Genomic DNA, 19,333 nt, shown 5'->3' with positions numbered 1-19,333 from the left:
GCAGCGCCAGGCGCATCGCCGGTGCAGATGGGCCGGTCTCCAACTCCGACCGGCCCTGATCGCGGCCGCACCCCCGCAGGCGCTGGCCGCCATCCACACACGTGCCGCACTCAAGCGGCTTCGGACACCTTCACGTCGCGACGGGCGCGCACGGCCGCGGCCAGTCGCTCCAGCACCGTCACGGTGGTGTCCCAGTCGATGCAGCCATCGGTGATGCTCTGCCCGTAGACCAGCGGTTGGCCTTCCACCAGTTCCTGGCGACCACCGACCAGATGGCTCTCGATCATCACACCGACGATGCGCTGTTCACCGTCTTCCAACTGAACGGCGATGTCCTCGATCACCTTCGGCTGGTTGTCCGGATTCTTCAGGCTGTTGGCATGGCTGGCGTCGATCATCAGACGAGTCGGCAGCTTGGCCTTGGCCAGCGCCTGGCAGGCCTCGGCGACACTGCCTGCATCGTAGTTCGGCTGCTTGCCGCCGCGCAGGATCACATGGCAATCCGGGTTGCCAGTGGTCGACACGATGGCGGTGCCGCCCTGCTTGGTGACCGACAGGAAGTGATGCGGATTGGAGGCCGCACCCACCGCGTCGGCGGCGATCTTCACGTTGCCATCGGTGCCGTTCTTGAAGCCGACCGGGCACGACAGCCCCGAGGCCAGTTCGCGGTGCACCTGGCTTTCGGTGGTGCGCGCACCAATGGCGCCCCAGGCCACCAGATCGGCGATGTATTGCGGCGAGATCACGTCGAGGAACTCGACGCCGGCCGGCAGGCCGAGCTTGTTGATGTCGCGCAGCAGGCCACGGGCGATGCGCAGGCCCTTGTCGATCCTGAAGCTGCCGTCCAGGTCCGGATCGTTGATCAGGCCCTTCCAGCCCACCGTGGTGCGCGGCTTCTCGAAGTACACGCGCATCACGATTTCAAGTTCCCCGGCCAGCGCGTCACGCAGCGGCTTCAGGCGCTGGGCGTACTCGATGGCGGCCTTCGGGTCGTGGATCGAGCATGGGCCAACCACCACTGCCAGGCGGTCGTCACGGCCATGCAGGATCTGGTGCAGGGCCGCGCGCGAGGCGCTGACGGTGTCGGAGGCTTCATCGTCACACGGCAGCATCGCCAGCAGCTGGGCAGGCGGTGTCAGCGGTTCGATGGTGCGGATACGCAGGTCGTCGGTGTGCGGGGGCATTGGGGGAGGTCTCCGGAACGTTGGGGGTCCCCAGCGTGGCGGCATGAAAAAAGCCGCCAGGTTCGCTGGCGGCTTTCGGGAATGCGTCTGAAGCTTTCTTCAGGGTGAGCGCAGTCCTTCCTCCGCCAGTGGCTTCGGAAAGTAATACCAGTAAAAGCGGGTGGCGGCTGCGTTCATGGGTTGTATTGATAGCACAGCTTTTGCGCAGTGCAAAATGTTTCATCCGCAACTGGGGACGCGGTTCAGCGAGATGCGCGCCGGCCCTGCCCACGCGGCGGCAACCACGCAACGTCGCTCATTTGCCATGCACTTCCACGTCCAGCAGCAGGCCCTCATGGATGTCGGCCCAGCGTTCCAGCACGCGATCCAGTTCCTGCCGGGCCTCGTCCAGCTGCTCGGGGTTGAGCAGGGAACGCGCGGTGTAAAGATCGGAAACCAAGCGCCGCAGGGCCGATTCCTGGATGGCCACCGACGGCCCCTCCAGCCCCGGCAACTGCAACGCCGGGCTGTCGCCAAGAGGGCCGAACAGCGTGACCTGGAGCGTGCTCTGCATGATCGACCTTCCTGCGGATGGAAATGGGCAATGTCCTGTTTACCGCGTCTGGGTGACAGGCGCATGTGCCACCCATGCCCAGCACCGGGATCTGCCGGCGTCTGCCGCCCCGCTACAAGGCGGCCAGGTCGGCAAGGTGCTGGGCCATGCTGTCCATCGCGCCTACCGCCTGGGTGGTGGTGAAGTACTCATGCCAGCCGGTAGCGGCAATGCCGGCCATCAACGCGTCGACCTCCTCGCGGCTTGCGCAGCGCCAGACCGCATAGAACTGCTCATCGCTGCCGTGCGGTACGCCCGAGGCAATGCGGCCCATCGCCAGCGGCGTGATGCGGACCGGATCGAACTGCTGCATGCCGGCGCCGATACGGGCGAAGAAGGCGTTCCGCTGCTCGGGCGGAAGTGTGGTCCAGGCAGGGGTGGCGGTGTAGAGCTCGATGAAGGTGTGCGACATGGTGGTTCTTCCTTGAGGGTTCGGGGGTTGCCGGCCAGCGGCCGGCACTACCGGAGCGAGCGCAGCGCGCGTTTGCGGATGTAGGCGTTGGCGTCGCTGTGGCGCTCATGCTGCCAACGCGTACACAGCTGGCGCAGCCACTGCGGCTGAGTCTTGCCGGCATCGTTGAGCCAATTTCCGACCGAATCCTGCACATAGCGTTCCGGATCGTCGGCCAGTGCTTCCAGCAGCGCGGATGCATGTTCCGGGTGCTGCTTGAACAGTGCGATGTGCGTGGCCCAGACACCGCGCGGACGCAGTGCTTCGCAGGCGAAGCGGCGCAGGTACGGCGATGTTTCCTGTGACCACGGTTGCAGGTGCTCCAGCGCCTGCAGTGGTGCGGCAACGATGTCCGTGCGTAGTGCCAGCCACGCCCATTCGCGCACACCGAAATGGGGGTCATCGGCCAGTGTGCGCATCTGCTGCAGCTTCCCTGCCAGCGTTGCGCGGGCATCGCTGCCGATCAGGTAGCAGGCCCAGCCGCGCACGGTATCGGAGCTGTGATGCTGCCAGAGCGCAGGCGCCCCCTGCCCCGCCTCACGCAGCAGTTGCGCAGCCAGGGCCATGCGCAGCGTGATGCCCTTGCCTGAGGCGTCCCGCATGCGTTGCAGCGCCTCCGGTGCAAGCGCAGGCGCCACCACCTGCAGCAGCGCGGCAAAATCCACTGCCAGGCATTCTGCCAGATGGGTGGCGGGGACGCGGCCGGTGTTGAGTGCTTGCCGGCGTTCCGCAGGAATGGCCGTGCTCATGCTGCGGATTCCCGCCCGGCGTCCGTGTGCTGCCAGACCTTGTGCAGCAGCTGTGACAGCTGCTGCTGTTCATCAGCATCCAGGCCGTTGAACAGCCCACCGATCCATTGCGTGTGCTGCTCGAACAGCGATTCGGCCAAACGCTTTCCCGGTGCGGTCAGCACGATCTGCAGGCGGCGGCCATCCCCGTCATCGTTGCGACGCTGCAGCAGGCCTTCGCGCTGCAGGCCGTCGAGCAGGCCGCTGATGGTGGCGCGGGTCACGCCGGCGCGTTCGGCCAGCACATGCGGCGGCAGTGCGCCACCGGCCCCGTGCAACAGGAACAGCACGATGAAGCGACCCTCGCTGAGCCCATGCGGTGCCAGCCGCGCGGCGCAGTCGCGATCGATCGACGAGGACAGCGAGAGCAGCTGGAAACACAGGCGCAGCGGCGCGATGTTGGCGTGACCGCGTCGCTGCGCTTCCTCGATCAGGGCATGGTGCTTGGCTTCGATCATCTCACGCACGCGATATTGTTAGGCGCCTAATCATACAGCCGAACAGCCGCTGCCTGTAAACCACAGCCGATATCAGGTGAACTTTCCCAGCAGCAGGCACGCAATCAGCCCGCCGCCCTCCCGGTGCAGCAGCTGCAGTTCGCCCGCGTGCCGCCTCGCCACATTGGCGGCCACTGCCAGCCCAAGTCCCGCTCCACCGGTGGTGCGACTACGAGAACGCTCGCTGCGCTGGAACGGTTGCAGCAGGCGTACTCGGTCGCCCTCGGCGATACCTGGGCCCCGATCCATCACCTCCAGCTGGACCCCTCGCTCAACCACGGCAAGCCGCAGTTCCATCGCCCCGGCATAGCGATCGGCATTGTCGATAAGGTTGTCGAACGCGCGCCGAAGCAGCAACGCGTCGCCGTGCCAGGGCAGACTGTCCGGCCCCTGGATGGAGATCTCGACACCGCGCAGCAACGCTGCCTGCACGCACTCCTCCAGCAGCGCGGCCAGATCCAGCGGGCGCATCTGCAACGGCTGCAGTTCACCGCGTGCGTAATCGAGCACCTGCTCGATCATCGTGTCCATGCGCTCGATGTCCGCCACCATCCGGGCCGCCTGTGGTGTGGGCGCGAACTCGGCGCGCAGTCGCAGGCCGGTCAATGGTGTGCGCAGGTCGTGCGCCACTGCAGCCAGCATATGGGTCATGTCCTGGGCCTGCGCACGCAGGCGCTCTCGACCGGTGCCGATCGCGGCGGCCAGCATCTGTACCTCGCGCGGGCCATCATCCGGCAGGGGCGTGTCGGCTTGCAGGTCCACACGTGCACTGGCATCGGCCAAGCGTCGTAGTGGACGCCCCAGCCGGATCGATGCCCACGCCGCCAGCGGCGCCAGCAACACGGCACCGCCCAGCAGCGCCAGTATCACCTGTCGCCGCCAAGCTGCCAGATCACTGTGATCGCTGCCGACCACCCGCCAGCGGCCATCGGCCTGGCGCACGCCCAGTTCAAACGGCGGCCATTGCATCGCGGTCAGCAGCGCGGCCTGCGCCTTCAGTACACCGACCCGCGCCGTGCCGTCGAGCACCTCGCCGCCTTCGATGACCTGCACATCAGGCGCCTTGCCCTGTCCGCTCCAGACCAGGCGCACCTCCTTCGCCGGCAAACCCATCTGCAGCGCCGCCAACTGGGTGAGCCAGTCACTGGCACTGCCCTTTGGTGGCGCATCCTGCGTCGCCAGATGCAGGCCCAGTGGTGCCGCGGCCTGTTCCCCCCGCAGCACCTGCACGGCCTGGTCCAACCGCATCGGTGGCGGCGCGGGCCGAGGCATCCAGCCAACCACGGCCACGCTGACCAGTGTCGCCAGCAGCAGGCTGGCCAGGGCCAGCATCGTGATCCAACGCGCGGTCGGCCACCGGCTGTTCACAGCACCTGTACCTCGGCGTGGAAGCGATAGCCTTCGCCACGCGATGTCTGCACCAGGGCTTCCGCACCGGGTGAGGCCTGCCCGAGCTTGCGGCGCAGGCGGCTGATCGCCAGGTCGACCGCGCGGTCGACGCTGTCACTCGGTTCGCCACGGCTCAGCTGCAGCAGCTGCTCGCGCCCCAGCACCCGCCCGGGGCGTTCGGCCAGCGCCAGCAACAGGCTGAATTCACCACGGCTGAGCACCAGCTCGTTCCCATCCGGCGCCAGCAGGCGACGTTGTTCCGGCAGCAACCGCCAACCAGAAAAGCGCAGTTCACTGGCTACCTGCGCGCGCAGCTTGTCCTGCCGGCGCAGCAGCGCGCGTACCCGCGCCAGCAGCTCGCGCGGGTCGAACGGCTTGGCCAGGTAGTCGTCCGCGCCCATCTCCAGGCCGATCACCCTGTCCGGTGCGCTGCCCATCGCCGACAGCATCAGGATCGGAATGGCCCGTGCCTGCAGCCGGCGGCAGACCGACAGGCCATCCTCACCGGGCATCATCCAGTCGAGGATGATCACGTCCGGGCGATCGACCTGCAGCAGCACGTCCAGCGCCGTCGCGTCCGCTGCCACCCGTACCTGGTAGCCATGCAGCAACAGGCAATCGGCGATGGCATCACGGATGCTGGCGTCGTCATCGACAACGATGACACGGGCGGGAGTTGTCATGCAGGCAGTATCAGGCAGGTCTGTATCAGGACGGTATCAACGCCGATATTCCCGCGATACGGCGCTGCGCGCCAATGGTCACCCATGATCACTGCGGAGACTTGCCTTGCGCCTCATCCCATTCGTCCTGCTTGCTGCCCCGCTGGCTGCGCTGGCGTCCGATTCCCCCGAACACATCCTGCCGATGTGGATGCAGGGCGGTCATCCGGCCGTGGCCGTGTCGCTGGACGGGCGTGCCGAACCGCTGCGCTTCGTGGTCGACAGCGCGGCAGGCGCCACCCTGGTCGATGACCGCGTCGTGCGGCGCTACGGTCTGGGGGATGCGGATGCAGAGGTATCACAGGCCCAAGGGGCAAGTTCAGCCTCCGCGCGGCTGCAGCGCATACGCACAACGTCCTGGCAGCTGGGCAGTTGGCAGCTGCAGGCCCAAGCCATGAAGGTCGATCTGTCGTCGTTGCCGAAGGACGATGATCCGGCCATTGACGGCTTGATCGGCAACGATCTGACCGGACGCTGGGACACCCGTTGGGACTTCGGCCGCAATCAACTGGCGCTGTGGACACCCGGCGGATTGAACCTGGAAGGACCGGGTTGCCAGCCCAATGCGCTGCCCGGACGCACTGACGGCCTGCGCCAGTTCGGTTTCATCATGCTTGCACTGGGCGCGCCCGCGGTGGACGCCATCGCCGTGGTCGACACCGGTGCCGCGCAGACCGTCCTCAACGCCGAAGCAGCCCGCGCACTGGGGCTGCGCACCGACGGCAGCGACGCACGGGTGCGGGTGCGTGAAAAGGGCACCGAAGGTCTGGGCGGCGGAAAGCAGGCAACCTGGCTGTACACCCTGCCCGGCATGGCCGGCAACGGCTGGCAGCACCCCTCGATGGAGGTCCGCATCAGCGAACTGCCAGTGTTCAAGGCGATCGGCCTGGAGGCCCGGCCGGCGCTGATCCTTGGTACAGATGCAATGCGCGGCGGCCAGGTGGACATCGGTGCCGGCGCGTCCCGGATCTGCCTGCGCCGGCCGCAGGCCAGCTGACATCCGGCAATGACGCCAGCGGCAGCCTGGCGTAGCATCACCGTGCGCCCCACCAGGAGTTCCACGCATGTGCCGTGCTGCCCTGATGTTGCTGACGCTGTTCCCGCTGGCCGTGCTGGCTGCACCTCCCCCGGTACCCTCGCCGGCCCGCATCGATGCCGAAGCGCAGCGGTTGATGCAGGCCGCACAGGCGCGCGGCATGGCGCTGGCGGTGATCGACGGCGGCAAGGTGGTGCACGTCGCCGCCTACGGCGAGCGCAATACCGCAGGCGAACCACTGCGCACCGATACGGTGATGTACGCCGCCTCGCTGACCAAGATGGCATTCGGCCATCTGGTCGCGCAGCTGGCGCAGGACCGCAGGATCGATCTGGATGCCAGCATCGCCACAGCGCTGGACAAGCCGTTGCCGGACTATCCGCCCGAAACGAAGAAGTACGCCGACTACAGCGTGCTGGCCGATGATGCGCGCTGGCGCCAGCTCACCCCTCGCCTGCTGCTCAACCACGCCAGTGGCTTTGCCAACTTCGGGTTTCTTGAACCGGACGGCCGGCTGAAGTTCCACTTCGATCCAGGCAGCCGCTACGGCTATTCCGGCGAAGGGCTGATCCTGCTGCAGTTCGTGATCGAACGCGGACGGCTGGGCGAGGATGTGGGTGCGTTGATGCAGCAGCGGGTATTCGACCGCTTCGGCATGACCCGCACCAGCATGATGTGGCGCGGGGACTTCGCCACCAACCTGGCCGACGGCTGGACCATGGAGGGCACCGCCGAGCCGCACGATGAGCGCAGCCGCGTGCGCGCGGCCGGTTCGATGGATACCACCATCGCCGACATGGCCCGTTTCGCCGCCGGCTACGTGCGCGGCGATGGGCTGTCAGCGACGATGCGCAAGGAGCTGGTGCGGCCGCAGCTGCCGATCACCACCGCCAGCCAGTTCCCCACCCTGCAGCCGGAGCTGCCGAAGGCGCTGCAGCGCAAGGACCTGGCGGCCGGCCTGGGAGTGGTGACGTTCCGTGGCCTGCAAGGCGCGGGCTTCTACAAGGGCGGCCACGATGATGCGGTCGGTAATACGCTGGTGTGCGTCGAGCAGCAGCAGCGCTGCGTGGTGATCCTGGGCAACGATGTGCGCGCCGAGGCGACCTTCCCGGCGCTGGTGGCCTTCGTGCTCGGCGACATCGGCGTACCGTGGCAGTGGGAGTACGGCGCAGCGAAGGCATTCGTGAAGTAGATCCACGCCATGCGTGGATGACCTCCCTTCAACGCGCCTGCTCGAAGAACATCAGGTAGACCAGCCGCCCATTCTCCGGCCGGTCGCCGAAGGCCGGGCCGGCGGTATGCCAGAACCACGGGCGCAGCAGCACCAGGCGGTTGAAGCGCATCGGGATGCGCATGGTCATTTCCCACTGGCTGTCGTCGACGCTGTCGCGCTCGATGATGTCCCGATGCATGTCGCCGCCGTTGGCGTAGCCCAGCGCAGCCAGCTCGTGGGCGTTCAGCGCCATGCGCTCGGTGTTGGTGCGGCGATGGCGGAAGAACTCGGTACCCCCTTCGCAGTGCTCCGGGGCGCTGAGGTAGAGGATGCCGGACCAGTGCGAATGGTCGGTGTGCACCTTGGCGCGACCCACATCGCTGGCCAGGGTCAGCCGGAACTTGCCGTGCGACTGCAACGGATTGACCGGCCGCAGCGGCTCGTTGACCAACCGCGACGCGGCCTCGGACAGGCCGTCCAGCTCCAGCCGTTCGAGCGAATTACGCCCGGGGAATGCCCCCTCCTGCGCCGGGTAGGTCAGGCCCAGCCCGGCCTGGCGCAGGCCGTGTGCATCGGCTGGAGAGAGGAAGTCGTCGACGACGATGAACGAGGTAGGCATGGTCTGCGAGCGTAGCGACGCGGCGCCATGGCGGCAACCGGGCAACAAAAAAACCCCGCCTCGCGGCGGGGTTTTTCCGTGCATCGGGGAGACGCGCCGACCAGGGCCGGCAACGTCCGACGCGGGCGTGGACCTTAGAAGTCCATGCCGCCCATGCCACCCATGCCGCCCATGCCACCGGCGCCGCCCATGGCCGGCTCGTCCTTCTTCGGAGCTTCGGCAACCATGGCTTCGGTGGTGATCATCAGGCCAGCGATCGAGGCCGCGTTCTGCAGCGCCGAACGGGTCACCTTGGTCGGGTCCAGGATGCCGAACTGCAGCATGTCGCCGAACTCGCCGGTGGCGGCGTTGTAGCCGAAGCTGCCGGTGCCTTCCTTGACCTTGTTGATGATGACCGACGGCTCGTCACCGGCGTTGGCAACGATCTCGCGCAGCGGGGCTTCCATCGCACGCAGGGCGATCTGGATGCCGTGGTTCTGGTCTTCGTTGGCGCCCTTCAGGCCGGCCAGCGCGGTGATCGCGCGGACCAGGGCAACGCCGCCGCCCGGAACCACGCCTTCTTCAACGGCCGCACGGGTGGCGTGCAGGGCGTCGTCGACGCGATCCTTCTTTTCCTTCATTTCGATTTCGGTCGAGGCGCCGACCTTGATCACGGCAACACCGCCGGCCAGCTTGGCCACGCGTTCCTGCAGCTTCTCGCGGTCGTAATCCGAGGAGGTGTCCTGGATCTGGGTCTTGATCTGCGCCACGCGTGCATCAACGTTGGCCTTGTCGCCGACGCCGTCGATGATGGTGGTGTTCTCCTTGGAGACCTGCACCTTCTTGGCGCGGCCCAGGTCCTTGATGGTGGCCTTCTCCAGCGACAGGCCGACTTCTTCGGAGATCACGGTGCCGCCGGTCAGCACGGCCATGTCTTCCAGCATCGCCTTGCGACGGTCGCCGAAGCCCGGAGCCTTGACGGCCACGACCTTGACGATGCCACGGATGGTGTTGACGACCAGGGTGGCCAGCGCTTCGCCTTCAACTTCCTCGGCCACGATCAGCAGCGGCTTGCCGGCCTTGGCGACGCCTTCCAGCACCGGCAGCAGGTCACGGACGTTGGAGATCTTCTTGTCGTGCAGCAGGATGAACGGGTCATCCAGGTCAGCGGTCTGCGACTGCTGGTTGTTGATGAAGTACGGCGACAGGTAGCCGCGGTCGAACTGCATGCCCTTGACCACGTCCAGCTCGTTGTCCAGGCCCGAGCCTTCTTCAACGGTGATGACGCCTTCCTTGCCGACTTCCTTCATCGCGTCAGCGATGATCTGGCCGATCGACTCGTCCGAGTTGGCCGAGATGGTACCGACCTGGGCGATCGCCTTGTCGTCGGCGGTCGGCTTGGAGATGTTCTTCAGCTCGGCGACGGCGGCCGAAACGGCCTTGTCGATACCGCGCTTGAGGTCCATCGGGTTCATGCCGGCGGCAACGGCCTTGGCGCCTTCGCGGATCAGGGCCTGGGCCAGCACGGTGGCGGTGGTGGTGCCGTCGCCGGCATCGTCGTTGGTGCGCGAAGCAACTTCCTTCACCATCTGCGCGCCCATGTTCTCGAACTTGTCAGCCAGTTCGATTTCCTTGGCGACGGAGACGCCGTCCTTGGTGATGGTCGGGGCGCCGAAGCTCTTTTCCAGCACGACGTTGCGGCCCTTCGGGCCCAGGGTGGCCTTGACGGCATTGGCGAGAACGTTGACGCCGCGCACCATGCGCGAACGGGCGTCTTCACCGAAACGAATATCCTTGGCAGCCATTGCATTTACCTCATTGGTAGCGCCGGACGATGCCCGGCGGCTGGGAGTTTGGGATCAGGTTGAAACAGGTCGCGCCGAGGCTCAGCCGATGACGGCGAGCACGTCGTCTTCGCGCAGGACCTTGTATTCGACGCCTTCGCTCTTGTACGAGCTGCCGGCGTACTGGCCATAGATGACCTTGTCGCCGACCTTCAGCGACGGCGCGCGCACGTTGCCGTTGTCCAGCGGCTTGCCCGGGCCGACGGCCACGACCTCACCCTTGGTGGACTTTTCCTTGGCCGAGTCGGGGATGACGATGCCACCGGCGGAGATTTCGTCGGCTTCGATCGGCTTGACCACAACGCGGTCGTGCAGCGGCTTGATGCTCATAGGAGACCTCTTAAGTGATTGATTGGTCTAAAAAAGTCCGGCGATGTTAGCACTCACCCCAGGCGAGTGCCAGAACCGCACGTGAAGAAACCCGACAACGTCGGGAGCAGGGCAGAGATGGAGCCCCGCCGCCCCCTTTCAAGGGCGGAATGAAAAAAATTTTTCCACCCGCGCGCCTCGGCCAAGGCGTGGGTCCTGGACAATTTCGGTGACAAGCGTCGCACTGTCAGATATCTGACGTTCATTTACGACAAAGTGTCACTGGATCGGCCTTAGGCTCGGTCAGGCATTCCCAATCACAAGGAGTAGTCGATGCGATTGCTGTCCCCGCTTGCCGCCGCCTGCCTGCTGGCACTGGCCGCGGCGCCGGCCCAGGCCGAGGTCTTCATCAACGAACTGCACTACGACGACAGCACCGCCGCCGGTGACGTCGGCGAAGCCATCGAAGTGGTCGCTACCGCAGGTGAAGACCTGTCCGGCTACCGCCTCTACCTCTACAACGGCAGCAATCCTTCGGCCGCCACGGTCTACGCCAACAACCCGGTCCCGGCCGGCACCGCCGCCGGTTGCGGCAGCGCCAGCATCGCCGTGGTCAACTACCCGACCAACGGCATCCAGAACGGCCCGAACGACGGCGTCGCCCTGGTCGACGCCAGCGGCAAGGTGGTCCAGTTCCTCAGCTACGAGGGCGCCATCACCGCCTCCGGTGGCCCTGCCGCCGGCATGACCAGCCAGAACATTCCGGTGGCCGAGACCAACAGCACGGCTCCCGGCACCTCGCTGCAGCTGACCGGCAGCGGCAGCCAGTACGCCCACTTCACCTGGGCCGAGTCGGCCAGGCAGACCTTCGGCAGCTGCAACAACGGCCAGACCTTCAGTGGCGGCGGCACCCCGGGCCCGAACACGCCGCCGTCGGTGTCCACCACCACCCCGGCGCAGGGCAGCAGCACCTTCCCGGCCGCCGCCGATCTGGAAGTGGTGTTCAGCGAGACGGTGAACTTGGCCAGCGGCGCGTTCGCGCTGAGCTGCGGTACCTCCGGCAGCGTGCCGCTGACCTTCCCGGCCAGCGGACGCAGCGTGAAGCTGTCCACCAACACCGCGCTGGTGGCCGGTGAAGCCTGCCGCTTCGACATCCGCGCCGCGCGCATCACCGACCTGCAGGGCGCACACCCGGCGGCCGACAGCCGCATCGCCTTCACCGTGGCCAGCACCGGCGGCAATCCGGACCCGGGCAACCCGGGTGTGCCGGCCGGCTACTACTCCAAGGTCAACACCAGCAGCCCGAGCCAGCTGCGCTGCTCGCTGCACGCGACAATCAAGGGCCACACCGCCTACCCGTACAGCGGCTCGGGCACCAGTACCTGGACCATCCTGGAGATCGCCGACGAGGACCCGAACAACCCGAACCGCATCCTCGACGCGTATCGCAACCGCAGCTACGCCAAGGTGACCGATCGCGCCGGCAGCGGCAGTGGCCTGAAGTACAACCGCGAGCACACCTGGCCGAACTCGCTGGGTTTTGCCACCACTACGGGTGACAAGGGCCTGCCGTACGCGCCGTATACCGACACCCACATGCTGTACCTGACCGATGCACAGTGGAACGCCGACCGTGGCAACAAGCCGTTCGGCAAGTGCGACGCCAGCTGCGGCGAGCGCGCCACCGAGGCCAACAACGGCCAGGGTGGCGGCAGTGGTGGCTATCCGGGCAACTCCAACTGGGTGCGCACGCCGGACGGCAACACCGGCACGTTCGAGGTGTGGGGCAAGCGCAAGGGCGACATGGCGCGTGCGGTGATGTACATGGCGATCCGCTACGAGGGCGGCAAGGATGCAGCCACTGGCCAGTCCGAGCCGGACCTGGAGCTGACCGACGACCGCAGCAGGATCGTCAAGACCAGCAGCTCGCCGGCCTACATGGGCCTGCTGTCGACGCTGATCGACTGGCACCTGTCCGACCCGCCGGATGATGCCGAGCGTGCGCGCAATGACGTGATCTACAGCTTCCAGGGCAACCGCAACCCGTTCATCGACCACCCCGAGTGGGCGACCCCTGGCCTGTTCACCTCGGCCAAGCCGGCCACCTGCCAGCTGGCCAACTGACCGCGCAACGCAGCGGTCCACGGCCGCCGCCGGGTCCTGACCCGGCGGCGGCCCTATACTCGACGGCCATGTCGACCGTCGATCCCGTCCTACTGCTGTTGACCACCTGCCCGGACCGGCCCAGTGCCGAGCGCATCGCGCACGCGCTGGTTGGCGAGCGCCTGGCCGCGTGCGTGACCCGCCTCGATGGCGCGCAGTCGACCTACCGCTGGCAGGGCGAGGTGACCACCGACGCCGAGCTGCAGCTGCTGGTGAAGACCACCGCGAGTCGCGTCAATGACGCAATCGCCCGGATCGTCGAACTGCATCCGTATGAACTCCCGGAGTGCATCGCGGTCGAAACCCGGGCCGGCCTGCCGGCGTATCTGGACTGGATCCGGGCACAGACCCGGGAGGACACTGATTGAAGACTCTGTTTGCGCGTGGCGCCGCCCTGTGCGCCCTGATGTGGCTCTCGCTGCCCGCCTTCGCCCTGGATGAGAAGGATCTGCTGCCGGTGGACCAGGCGTTCGCGCTGACCGCCAGTGCCCCCGAACGGGGCCAGGTGCAGCTGCAGTTCAAGATCGCGCCCGGCTATTACCTGTATCGCCACCGCACCAGCGTCAGGGCCGACCCGGCCTTCAATGCCGGCGCGCTGCAGATGCCCAAGGGCGACAAGCACCACGACGATTTCTTCGGCGAGGTCGAAACCTATCGCGAGCGCCTGCAGGCCACCCTGCCCGGCACGCCGACCGAGGCCGCCAGCACCATCAGCCTGGAAGTGCGTTACCAGGGCTGCGCAGATGCCGGTGTCTGTTACCCGCCGCAGAAGCGCGTGGTGCAGGTCACCCTGCCCGGCAGCGGTGCACAGGCCGCGGCCCCTGCCGCGCGCGCCGGTGCGGCCAGTCCGTTCAACAACCCACTGGCCGGTGCCGGCAACAGCGGCGGCCTGCGCCTGCCGGGTGCGGCCAGCAACAGCCAGGCGCTGCCGCTGCCGTCGGAGCAGGCGTTCGGCTTCGATGCCATCGCCAGCGACGGCAACACCCTGCTGCTGCGCTTCAGTCCGGCACCGGGCTACTACCTGTATCGCGACCGCACCTCGCTGAAGCTGGAAGGCAGCACCGGCGTGCAGGCCGGCACGCCGCGCTGGCCAGCCGCGCAGTCGCATCGCGACGAGCACTTCGGCGATGTCTCGGTGTACTTCAACCAGGTGGAAGTGCCGCTGCCGTTGCGGCGCACGGTTGCCGACGCGGTTGACGGCACCCTCGTGGTGACCTTCCAGGGCTGCCAGACCGATGGCATCTGCTACCCGCCAATGACCCGCCGGGTGAAGCTGTCGATCCCGGCCGGCAAGGTCAGCGCCAGCGCCGACCAGGCACCGCCGCGCAACGAGGTAATCAGCCCGTTGGCTGCGGCGCCACGCGAAGGCGCCAACGGCGCCCCCCTGCGCCTGCTGCCGACGGTGCCCAATACGGATGCCGCCCCCCCGGCCGTCGCAGGCACCGTGGACGGCAATGAATTCGCCGCCGATGCGCGCGGTGACAACGCGCTGCGTACGCGCCCGCCGGCGACCACACCGAACCCGGACCGTTCGTTCGTCTGGGTGCTGCTGCTGGCGCTGGCCGGCGGCCTGGTGTTGAACCTGATGCCCTGCGTGCTGCCGATCCTGTCGCTGAAGGTCCTGAGCCTGGCGCAGAGTGGCGAAAGCCCACAGCGCGCACGCAGCCACGCGCTCTGGTACACCTTGGGCGTGCTGGTCGCATTCGCGGTGATCGGTGCGTTGATGGTGGGCCTGCGCGCAATCGGCAACGCCGTCGGCATCGGCTTCCAGCTGCAGCACCCGGGCGTGGTGGCGGCGCTGGCCTACATCATGTTCGCGGTAGGCCTGAGCCTGTCCGGCGTGTTCACCCTGGGCGGCGGCATCGGCAACCTGGGCCAGTCGCTGGCCAGCCGCAGCGGCCCGGCCGGTGACTTCTTCACCGGTGCGCTGGCCTGCGTGGTCGGCAGTGCCTGCGTCGGCCCGTTCATGGGTGGCGCGATCGCCTACGCGTTCATTGCCCCGCCGCTGAAGGCGATGACCGTGTTCCTGTTCCTCGGCCTGGGCCTGGCGCTGCCGTTCCTGCTGATCGGCTTCGTGCCGGCGCTGGCGCGCCGCCTGCCCAAGCCCGGCCCGTGGATGGAAACGCTCAAGCACGTGCTGGCCTTCCCGATGTACGCCACTGCGCTGTGGCTGCTGTGGGTGCTGGGCAAGCAGCGCGGCGTGGACGGCATGGCGCTGGTGCTGGGTGGCCTGTTGCTGTTCGCCTTCGGCCTGTGGCTGTTCGAGCGCAACCGCTGGACCGGCTCGCGTGCAGTAACCCTGCTCGGCGTGCTGCTGGCGATCGGCGCATTGGTACCGGCCTGGGGCGTGACCCAGCTGGCAGCGCCGGCACGCGCCGCACAGGCCGCCAGCGACAACGTGGTGGAGTATTCGCCGCAGTTGCTGGACCGCCTGCGCGCCGACAACCGCGTGGTGTTCGTCAACATGACCGCCGACTGGTGCGTGAGCTGCAAGGCCAACGAGCGTGCCGTGCTGTCGCGGCCGGAGTTCAAGGACCTGCTCAAGCGCACCAACGCGGTGTACATGCGCGGTGACTACACCAACGTCGATCCGCAGATCACCACGTTCCTGGAAGAGCACAAGGCCGTCGGCGTACCGCTGTACGTGGTGTACGGCCCCGGCGCGCCGCCGACCGTGCTGCCGACCCTGCTGACCCAGGCGGTGGTGGAGGAAGCGCTGCTGCGCACCGCACGATGAAGTGGCAACGGCCAGCGCTGCTGTGGACAGCGGTGCTGGCCGCCGGCCTTGGCCTGTGGGCCGGGCATCGATTGGCTCCTGCGCCGGTTGCGCCTGAGGCCATGCCAGCGGCGCCTGCTGTGGCGGCTGCGGCACCTGCCCTGCAGGTCGGCGACAGCCTGCCCGCGCTGTCGCTGCCCGATCTTGAAGGCCGGCCGCTGGACCTGCGCCAGCACGCTGGCGGTCGCCCGCTGTTGATCAATGTCTGGGCCAGCTGGTGCGCGCCCTGCGTTGAAGAAATGCCCGAACTGGCGCGTTTCGCACATATCCAGGGCGAGCACGGTGTGCAGGTGCTGGGACTGGCGCTGGATACGCCGGAGGACGTGCGCGGTTTCCTGCAGCGGGTACCGGTGGATTATCCGATCGTGATCGAGACCCCGGGGCCGCGCGATGCCAGCGTGCAGCTGGGCAATACCCAGGGCCTGCTGCCCTACAGCGTGCTGTTCGATGCGCAGGGGCGGCTGGTGAAGGCAAAGCTGGGGCCGTTCGCCCACGGCGAGATCGACAGCTGGGTGAAGTGAGGGTGTTTTTTGCAGGGCTTGCAGCCCTGCACCCGCGGTAGTGCCGGCCGCTGGCCGGCAACCTCAACAACAAAAGCAAAAGCGGGCTTCCCGTGGGATGGCGGGGCGGTGTGGCTGTGCAGGACACGCCGTAAACCCGTCCGTGGGGGCTCGATGGCGCCATCCATGGCGCCAACGGTCCTGCACAGCCACACCGCCCCACCTTCGACAGATTCCGGCGGCTGTTGGTAGGTGTCGACCTTGGTCGACACATCTGTCAGATATCGAATGAAATTCCGGGGTCAGATCCGTTTTCCTACGGAAAACGGATCTGACCCCAAGAGTATTTCCGACAGATCGCGGAAATCTGTCGAAGGCGGGGTGGGTCCGGTTGAGGGGGCGTGAGCCGCATGGATGCGGCGACCGAGCTTACATGGGTGAGGGCGCTTTGCTTGCGAAGCACTGCTTCGCAAGCGCCCGAACGCACAGCCGCCAGCGGCTGGGCCGGGCCCCGGAGGGGGACTTGCAGCGTCCCCCTCAACCGGCCCCACCCCGCCAACCCACGGAAAGCCAGCTTTTGACGTTGACGTTGCTCCGGCTTGTAGCGGGTGCAGGGCTGCAAAGCCCTGCAACAAAACCCTCCTTGACCGTAGCCCGTCCGCCACGGAGAATTCCGCGACTAATTCTCATTTGCTGTTGCGCAGGATGCGGGCGGCAGCCTTCCAGGCCCTCCTCCTTCCATGTTCAAGAACGTCCTGTTCCAACTGCACTGGCTGCTGGGCATCACCGCCGGTGCCGTATTGGCCGTGATGGGCCTCAGCGGCGCCGTGCTGTCCTTCGAGGACGAACTGCTGCGGGCGGCCAACCCCGGCTTCACCGAAATCGCCGAGCACCATGCCGACGGCCAGCTTCCGCTTGAACTCAGCGAGCTGGTGCCGCTGCTGCAGGCCGGCAGTGATCGCCCCCTGCAGCGCCTGCGCGTGGACGCCACCGGGCAGCGGCCCTCGGTGGCACGCTTCGCTGGTGGCAAGGAACACTGGGTCTACTTCGATCCGTACAGCGGCGAGCGCTTCAGTGCCTTGCGTGGGCAGGCGTTCTTCGACTTCGTCGAGGACCTGCACCGCCACCTCGCCGCGGGCGAGCGCGGCAAGTGGATCACCGGCAGCTGTGCGATCGCGCTGCTGTTCTTCACCCTGTCCGGTCTTTACCTGCGCTGGCCGCGCCGCTGGTGGCACTGGCGCAGCTGGCTGGCGGTGGAATGGAAACGCAGCGGCCGTGGCTTCCTGTGGAGCCTGCACTCGGTGGTCGGCACCTGGATGCTGCTGATCTACCTGATGAGTGCGCTGACCGGCCTGTGGTGGTCCTTCGACTGGTATCGCAGTGCCGCCAACACCCTGTTGGGCGTCGCACCGGCCGCCAAGCACAAGGTCGCCACCGACACCGCCCTGAACCTGGAGCGCATCGAAGCCACGCTGTATGCCCTGCCCGGCGTGCACACCGGCTACATCGACCTGCGCCTGCCGGAAAAGCCTGGCCAGGCGCTCAACGTGCGGGTGATGGCTGGCGATCCGTCACAGCGCGGTGGCCACCATGACCGTGCACATGATCTGCTGCAGCTGGATCCGGCCAGCGGGGCAATCCTCGATTCGCGCCCCTACGCGCGCCAGGGCGCCGGCGCGCAGCTGGCCACCAGCGTGTTCGCATTGCACTCGGGCAGCTACTTCGGCATGCCCGGGCGTGTCGTGGTGATGCTCAGCAGTCTGGCCATGAGCCTGTTCTTCATCACCGGCTGGATGCTGTACCTGGACCGCCGCCGTAGCCAGCGTGCCGCGCGCGGGCTGCGCCGGTCGCTGCCGGTTGCCACCGATGATGGCCGCGCACCTTGGCTGGTCGTGCATGCCAGCCAGAGCGGGCTGGGCGAGCAGCTGGCCTGGCGTGCCGCCGCGCAGCTGCAGGCCGCTGGCCATGGCGTGCAGGTACTGCCATTGGCCCGGGTCGATGCCACGCAGCTCGCGCGCACTGCGCAGGCATTGTTCGTGCTGAGCACCTTCGGCGATGGCGAGCCGCCGGATGCGGCACGGGGCGCTGCGCGGCGGCTGCTGGCACAAGCGCCCGATCTGTCGGGCCTGCAGTTCGGCCTGCTCGCCCTGGGTGACCGCCAGTACCCGCATTACTGCGGCTTTGGCCGCCAATTCGATGGCTGGCTGCTGGGCAACGGCGCACGTGCGCTGTTCGAGCGCATCGATGTCGATGCCGCCGCGATACCGGCGCTGCGCCAGTGGCAGCAACATCTCGGCGCGCTGACCGGCATCGCCACCGATGACAGCGTGTTGCCGGCCGCGACGCAGATGCACGAGTGGCGCCTGCTCGGCCGTGACCGCCTCAATCCAGGCAGCATGGGCGGCGCCATCTGGCGCATCCGTCTTGCGCCACCGGCCGATGTGCAGTGGCAGGCGGGCGACATCCTGCACATCGCGCCCCGCCACAACGCGCGGCACGCCGCTGCGGTGCTGAAGGCACATGGGCTGGATCCCCAGCAGCCGCTGCTGACTGACGGCCAGCCGCGCACGCTGTTGGCGCTGGCCAGCGAGCGCGAGCTGCCCGATGCCGATGCTGCGCTGGCGGTGCAGGATGCGTGCCTCTGGCTGGCAGGGCTGCCACTGCTGCCGGGGCGCGAGTACTCCATCGCATCCTGTACGGATGACGGTGCGGTCGAACTGGTGGTACGGCTGGTCCATGACGAAACCGGACGCACCGGCCTGGGTTCGGGCTGGCTGTCGCTGCATGCGCCGGTCGGTGCCAGCATCGTGGCCCGCGTGCACCGCAACCCCGGTTTCCATCACGTTGGCGGTGCGCCGATGGTGCTGATCGGCAATGGCACCGGCATCGCGGGCCTGCGCAGCCTGCTGCGCGAAGCCGCGCATGCAGGTGAGCACGGGCACTGGCTGCTGTTCGGCGAACGCCAGCGCGCGCACGACTTCCTGTTCGCCGATGAGATCGAAGCGTGGCAGGCCGATGGCCATCTCGCGCGGGTGGACCTGGCGTTCTCGCGCGATGGTGAGGGCGGCTATGTGCAGGATCGCCTGCGTGCAGCAGCCGATGCCCTGCGCGACTGGATGCAGCGTGGTACGGTCATCCACGTCTGCGGTTCGCTGCTGGGCATGGCCGAAGGCGTGGACCAGGTGCTGCGCGAAGCACTGGGTGATGAAGAAGTGGAAACGCTGCTGGAGACCGGGCGCTACCGTCGCGACGTGTATTGAGCCACAAGGGT

17 protein-coding genes are annotated in these 19,333 nt (G+C 67.3%); 7 read left to right on the top strand and 10 right to left on the bottom strand.

Features of this window, described 5'->3' with window-relative positions:
• Window positions 1-110: 110 nt before the first annotated feature.
• The 7 genes from AC5P5S_RS06320 to AC5P5S_RS06290 all read right to left on the bottom strand — a co-directional run bounded on the left by AC5P5S_RS06320 (window position 111) and on the right by AC5P5S_RS06290 (window position 5,584).
• Window positions 111-1,184 (bottom strand): 3-deoxy-7-phosphoheptulonate synthase, encoded by a 1,074-nt coding sequence (locus AC5P5S_RS06320; protein WP_005411216.1) that lies wholly within the window; start codon window positions 1,182-1,184, stop codon window positions 111-113.
• 295 nt (window positions 1,185-1,479) lie between these two features.
• Window positions 1,480-1,737: a hypothetical protein gene (locus tag AC5P5S_RS06315; RefSeq protein ID WP_005411217.1), complete on the bottom strand. Its 258-nt coding sequence runs from the start codon at window positions 1,735-1,737 to the stop codon at window positions 1,480-1,482.
• A 112-nt stretch (window positions 1,738-1,849) separates the two neighbouring features.
• Window positions 1,850-2,188 (bottom strand): DUF6616 family protein, encoded by a 339-nt coding sequence (locus AC5P5S_RS06310; protein ID WP_005411218.1) that lies wholly within the window; start codon window positions 2,186-2,188, stop codon window positions 1,850-1,852.
• Between the two features lie 47 nt (window positions 2,189-2,235).
• Window positions 2,236-2,976 (bottom strand): DNA alkylation repair protein, encoded by a 741-nt coding sequence (locus AC5P5S_RS06305; protein ID WP_005411219.1) that lies wholly within the window; start codon window positions 2,974-2,976, stop codon window positions 2,236-2,238.
• On the bottom strand, window positions 2,973-3,473 hold the full coding sequence (locus tag AC5P5S_RS06300; protein WP_005414623.1) for a MarR family winged helix-turn-helix transcriptional regulator: 501 nt from the start codon (window positions 3,471-3,473) through the stop codon (window positions 2,973-2,975). Before AC5P5S_RS06300 ends, AC5P5S_RS06305 begins: the two co-directional genes overlap by 4 nt.
• A 72-nt stretch (window positions 3,474-3,545) precedes the next feature.
• Window positions 3,546-4,844, bottom strand: a complete 1,299-nt coding sequence (locus tag AC5P5S_RS06295) for a sensor histidine kinase (RefSeq protein WP_049460247.1) — start codon at window positions 4,842-4,844, stop codon at window positions 3,546-3,548.
• A gap of 32 nt (window positions 4,845-4,876) precedes the next feature.
• Window positions 4,877-5,584 (bottom strand): response regulator, encoded by a 708-nt coding sequence (locus AC5P5S_RS06290; RefSeq protein ID WP_005411222.1) that lies wholly within the window; start codon window positions 5,582-5,584, stop codon window positions 4,877-4,879.
• A 106-nt stretch (window positions 5,585-5,690) separates the two neighbouring features.
• On the opposite strand from AC5P5S_RS06290, the gene AC5P5S_RS06285 reads away from it, so the two are divergent.
• Together AC5P5S_RS06285 and AC5P5S_RS06280 are read left to right on the top strand one after the other, a co-directional pair.
• On the top strand, window positions 5,691-6,620 hold the full coding sequence (locus AC5P5S_RS06285; RefSeq protein ID WP_062605545.1) for an aspartyl protease family protein: 930 nt from the start codon (window positions 5,691-5,693) through the stop codon (window positions 6,618-6,620).
• A 67-nt stretch (window positions 6,621-6,687) separates the two neighbouring features.
• Window positions 6,688-7,851 (top strand): serine hydrolase domain-containing protein, encoded by a 1,164-nt coding sequence (locus AC5P5S_RS06280; RefSeq protein ID WP_062605543.1) that lies wholly within the window; start codon window positions 6,688-6,690, stop codon window positions 7,849-7,851.
• A 28-nt stretch (window positions 7,852-7,879) separates the two neighbouring features.
• Here AC5P5S_RS06280 and AC5P5S_RS06275 read toward each other — a convergent pair whose 3' ends face one another.
• The 3 genes from AC5P5S_RS06275 to AC5P5S_RS06265 form a co-directional block, all read right to left on the bottom strand.
• Complete coding sequence (locus AC5P5S_RS06275) at window positions 7,880-8,491, bottom strand: DUF6445 family protein (protein ID WP_005411225.1); 612 nt, start codon at window positions 8,489-8,491, stop codon at window positions 7,880-7,882.
• A 134-nt stretch (window positions 8,492-8,625) separates the two neighbouring features.
• Window positions 8,626-10,275, bottom strand: coding sequence for a chaperonin GroEL (gene groL, locus AC5P5S_RS06270; protein WP_005411226.1), 1,650 nt, complete (start codon window positions 10,273-10,275; stop codon window positions 8,626-8,628).
• Window positions 10,276-10,356: 81 nt separating this feature from the next.
• Window positions 10,357-10,644: a co-chaperone GroES gene (locus AC5P5S_RS06265; protein WP_005411227.1), complete on the bottom strand. Its 288-nt coding sequence runs from the start codon at window positions 10,642-10,644 to the stop codon at window positions 10,357-10,359.
• 312 nt (window positions 10,645-10,956) lie between these two features.
• Between AC5P5S_RS06265 and AC5P5S_RS06260 the strand changes: the two genes are divergently transcribed.
• The 5 genes from AC5P5S_RS06260 (at window position 10,957) to AC5P5S_RS06240 (ending at window position 19,322) form a co-directional block, all read left to right on the top strand.
• Window positions 10,957-12,747, top strand: coding sequence for an endonuclease (locus tag AC5P5S_RS06260; protein ID WP_049419065.1), 1,791 nt, complete (start codon window positions 10,957-10,959; stop codon window positions 12,745-12,747).
• Between the two features lie 68 nt (window positions 12,748-12,815).
• On the top strand, window positions 12,816-13,154 hold the full coding sequence (cutA, locus tag AC5P5S_RS06255) for a divalent-cation tolerance protein CutA (protein ID WP_012481391.1): 339 nt from the start codon (window positions 12,816-12,818) through the stop codon (window positions 13,152-13,154).
• Window positions 13,151-15,523, top strand: coding sequence for a protein-disulfide reductase DsbD family protein (locus AC5P5S_RS06250; protein WP_049419062.1), 2,373 nt, complete (start codon window positions 13,151-13,153; stop codon window positions 15,521-15,523). Before cutA ends, AC5P5S_RS06250 begins: the two co-directional genes overlap by 4 nt.
• Entirely contained in the window at window positions 15,520-16,083 is a 564-nt protein-coding gene (locus AC5P5S_RS06245; RefSeq protein WP_005411231.1) for a TlpA family protein disulfide reductase, read from the top strand. Before AC5P5S_RS06250 ends, AC5P5S_RS06245 begins: the two co-directional genes overlap by 4 nt.
• A 719-nt stretch (window positions 16,084-16,802) precedes the next feature.
• Window positions 16,803-19,322 (top strand): PepSY domain-containing protein, encoded by a 2,520-nt coding sequence (locus tag AC5P5S_RS06240; RefSeq protein WP_231336643.1) that lies wholly within the window; start codon window positions 16,803-16,805, stop codon window positions 19,320-19,322.
• The last annotated feature ends 11 nt before the right edge of the window (window positions 19,323-19,333 follow it).

Source organism: Stenotrophomonas sp. YJH_SMC_54 (assembly GCF_059368435.1).
Note: the sequence above shows the minus strand (reverse complement) of the source record. Positions and strands in the feature narration are given on the sequence as shown.

Excerpts from the sequence above, each read along its gene's own strand:
- AC5P5S_RS06320 (WP_005411216.1), bottom strand. The coding sequence starts at position 1,184 with ATGCCCCCGCACACCGACGACCTGCGTATCCGCACCATCGAACCGCTG.
- AC5P5S_RS06315 (WP_005411217.1), bottom strand. The coding sequence starts at position 1,737 with ATGCAGAGCACGCTCCAGGTCACGCTGTTCGGCCCTCTTGGCGACAGC.
- AC5P5S_RS06310 (WP_005411218.1), bottom strand. The coding sequence starts at position 2,188 with ATGTCGCACACCTTCATCGAGCTCTACACCGCCACCCCTGCCTGGACC.
- AC5P5S_RS06305 (WP_005411219.1), bottom strand. The coding sequence starts at position 2,976 with ATGAGCACGGCCATTCCTGCGGAACGCCGGCAAGCACTCAACACCGGC.
- AC5P5S_RS06300 (WP_005414623.1), bottom strand. The coding sequence starts at position 3,473 with ATGATCGAAGCCAAGCACCATGCCCTGATCGAGGAAGCGCAGCGACGC.
- AC5P5S_RS06295 (WP_049460247.1), bottom strand. The coding sequence starts at position 4,844 with ATGCTGGCCCTGGCCAGCCTGCTGCTGGCGACACTGGTCAGCGTGGCC.
- AC5P5S_RS06290 (WP_005411222.1), bottom strand. The coding sequence starts at position 5,584 with ATGACAACTCCCGCCCGTGTCATCGTTGTCGATGACGACGCCAGCATC.
- AC5P5S_RS06280 (WP_062605543.1), top strand. The coding sequence starts at position 6,688 with ATGTGCCGTGCTGCCCTGATGTTGCTGACGCTGTTCCCGCTGGCCGTG.
- AC5P5S_RS06275 (WP_005411225.1), bottom strand. The coding sequence starts at position 8,491 with ATGCCTACCTCGTTCATCGTCGTCGACGACTTCCTCTCTCCAGCCGAT.
- groL (WP_005411226.1), bottom strand. The coding sequence starts at position 10,275 with ATGGCTGCCAAGGATATTCGTTTCGGTGAAGACGCCCGTTCGCGCATG.
- AC5P5S_RS06265 (WP_005411227.1), bottom strand. The coding sequence starts at position 10,644 with ATGAGCATCAAGCCGCTGCACGACCGCGTTGTGGTCAAGCCGATCGAA.
- AC5P5S_RS06260 (WP_049419065.1), top strand. The coding sequence starts at position 10,957 with ATGCGATTGCTGTCCCCGCTTGCCGCCGCCTGCCTGCTGGCACTGGCC.
- cutA (WP_012481391.1), top strand. The coding sequence starts at position 12,816 with ATGTCGACCGTCGATCCCGTCCTACTGCTGTTGACCACCTGCCCGGAC.
- AC5P5S_RS06245 (WP_005411231.1), top strand. The coding sequence starts at position 15,520 with ATGAAGTGGCAACGGCCAGCGCTGCTGTGGACAGCGGTGCTGGCCGCC.
- AC5P5S_RS06240 (WP_231336643.1), top strand. The coding sequence starts at position 16,803 with ATGTTCAAGAACGTCCTGTTCCAACTGCACTGGCTGCTGGGCATCACC.